The sequence below is a fragment of the Treponema sp. R8-4-B8 genome (genome assembly GCF_054786175.1).
On record NZ_BDHE01000201.1, the window covers coordinates 1 to 698 of the forward strand.

Below are 698 nucleotides of genomic sequence, written 5' to 3' on the forward strand. Positions count from 1 at the left end.
GGGGCGGCGGCTATGGACGGTTACCGACGCTCAAAACAAGGCTACAACGACGTTGCAACCCCCGTTGACCCCCAAAACAAGGTTTCAGAACGTTCTGATGTCCCGAATTGACCTCAAAACAAGGCTGCAACGCCGTTGCAACCACCGCAGACACAAAAAACTTGGTTTCGGGCGTGGCTTTTATTATATTTAGGTATGGATTGGGCTGTAAAACCCGCCCAAAGCAATTTAACGTTAAGGGTAGCAAATGAGAGCAACTACGATAATGGCTGTCTCTTATACACATCTGTAGAATATCTAATTTGTCCGATCCAGAATTTTTTTCTTGGATAGCAAATGTTACTGGCGGAATGGTAATAGGTGTGGAAAGGGTTGATGACCTAGTTGATATTATAATGGCGGCCGCGGCAAAAGATTCCGGGCATTTGGATGATCTCGAAGAGAAATTAAAGAAAAGCGCGCCGAATAAATTGAAACTCGTTGAGATCGCGAAAAAAGCGGAACAACGAAAATTTTTGGGTAAGAACAATCAAAAATTATTAACTTAACGTATAGAGAAAGATTTATGGATAAAAAAGAAAACAGATTAAATTTACCAGTGATTCGAAAAACAGGCGAGGTTACCGGAAAACAGCCGACCAAGTCCATATCTAAATTTGATTTGGGTAAAAAGACTCAAGTCGCGTTTATACTCAAAA

The 698-nt window shown here is 41.4% G+C and carries 1 protein-coding gene; it reads left to right on the forward strand.

What is annotated here, in order from left to right; translation table 11 throughout:
- The first annotated feature begins 302 nt into the window (after positions 1 to 302).
- The gene (locus tag ACYVRA_RS07885; protein ID WP_461252188.1) at positions 303 to 548 is read left to right on the forward strand and encodes a hypothetical protein; all 246 of its coding nucleotides are present in this window, start codon (positions 303 to 305) and stop codon (positions 546 to 548) included.
- Positions 549 to 698 lie beyond the last annotated feature (150 nt).